3 protein-coding genes are annotated in these 1,562 nt (G+C 70.2%); all 3 read left to right on the top strand.

The genetic code is table 11. The annotated features are described in order from the left end of the window. A partial coding sequence (locus AC1DWF_RS31850; RefSeq protein WP_476842547.1) for a fumarylacetoacetate hydrolase family protein occupies window positions 1-563 on the top strand: 563 nt, incomplete at its 5' end. A gap of 51 nt (window positions 564-614) precedes the next feature. Continuing rightward, the gene (locus AC1DWF_RS31845) at window positions 615-866 is read left to right on the top strand and encodes a hypothetical protein (protein ID WP_476842546.1); all 252 of its coding nucleotides are present in this window, start codon (window positions 615-617) and stop codon (window positions 864-866) included. A gap of 39 nt (window positions 867-905) precedes the next feature. After that, a partial coding sequence (locus AC1DWF_RS31840) for an amidohydrolase (RefSeq protein ID WP_476842545.1) occupies window positions 906-1,562 on the top strand: 657 nt, incomplete at its 3' end.

Below are 1,562 nucleotides of genomic sequence, written 5' to 3'. Positions count from 1 at the left end.
ATGGCGCCTCGCGCGAGAAGGCCGCCGGCTCCATCCGCCTGCTGATGCTCACCAACGACGTCTCGCTGCGGAACATCATTCCCGCCGAGCTGGCCAAGGGCTTCGGCTTCTTCCACGGCAAGCCGGCCTCGGCCTTCTCGCCGGTCAGCGTCACGCCCGACGAGCTCGGCGCCGCCTGGGACGGCAGCCGCCTCTCGGGACCGCTGCTCTGCACCCTGAACGGCGCGCCCTTCGGCCGCCCGGATGCCGGGACCGACATGACCTTCGATTTCCCAACCCTCATCGCCCATGCGGCGAAGACACGGGCGCTGGGCGCCGGGACCATCGTCGGCTCGGGCACCGTCTCCAACAAGCAGGGCTCGCTGCACGGCTCGACCGTCGCCAATGGCGGCGTCGGCTATGCCTGCATCGCGGAGCTGCGCATGTACGAGACGATCGAGACGGGCGCGCCCGTGACGCCGTTCATGCGGCACGGCGACACCATCCGGATCGAGATGCTGGACGCGGCCGGCAGGAGCATCTTCGGCGCGATCGAGCAGGTGGTCGCGCGGCCGCAGTCTTAATCCGATCCGGGATCGCATCGTGCTATCGTCGCCCCCTGGGAGGCAGGCACCATGTCGGATGATCTCGGCGACGCCCGGAGCCGCGGGGAGAACGGCCGCTTCCGCGAACTGGCCGAGCGCCGGAAGGGCGCAGCTCCCGAATATGCCTACGCGCCGCGATGGGCGCCCATGGGCAACTGGCGCGTCTCGGGCTTCGACATCCTCGTCATGGCGGTGGGGATGGCCATCATCGTGACGGTCGTGGCGCTGGGGCTGTCCGGCTTCTTCGACCTGCCGGCGCCGCCCGTTGCGCCGGGGCGCTGACGGCGCGAAACTGCCCCCGCACCCGTATCGAGGACCCACGTGACCAATCCCGTCGAGACCATCGGCCAGTGGCAGGCCGRGTTCACCGCCATCCGCCGCGATATCCACGCCCATCCCGAACTCGGGCTGGAAGAGCACCGCACCGCGGATCTCGTTGCGAAGAAGCTCGCGGAGATGGGCATCGAGGTGCACACCGGCGTGGGCCAGACGGGCGTCGTCGGCGTGATCCGGAACGGCAACGGCCAGGGCCGCATCGGCCTGCGCGCCGACATGGACGCTCTGCCCATGACCGAGGCCAATGCCTTCGGCCATGCCAGCACCACCCCCGGYAAGATGCAYGCCTGCGGCCATGACGGSCACACSACCATGCTGCTCGSCGCCGCGAAGTACCTYGCSGAGACSMRSAACTTCGACGGCACCGTCCAYYTSATCTTCCAGCCSGGCGAGGARGGCKSSGGCGGCGCGCTSGCCATGSTCGASGACGGGCTSTTCSASCGYTTCCCCTGCGACGCCGTCTWCGGCMTSCACAACCGTCCCGGCCTGCCGGTCGGCGAGTACGGGCTGCGGCCCGGCCCGATGATGGCGGGCGTCGCCTTCTACGACATCTTCATCACCGGCAAGGGCGGCCACGGCGCGCGGCCCGAGGCGACCTTCGACCCCGTGGTGATGGGCGCGGCCGTCGTGCAGGCGCTGCAG

Source organism: Aminobacter sp. P4_D5 (assembly GCF_056401815.1).
The sequence above is the reverse complement of the archived record's forward strand: the minus strand, read 5'-3'. Positions and strand labels throughout refer to the sequence as shown.

Bases quoted from the DNA above. Each gene is read 5' to 3' on its own strand.
- AC1DWF_RS31845 (WP_476842546.1), top strand. From the start codon at position 615: ATGTCGGATGATCTCGGCGACGCCCGGAGCCGCGGGGAGAACGGCCGC.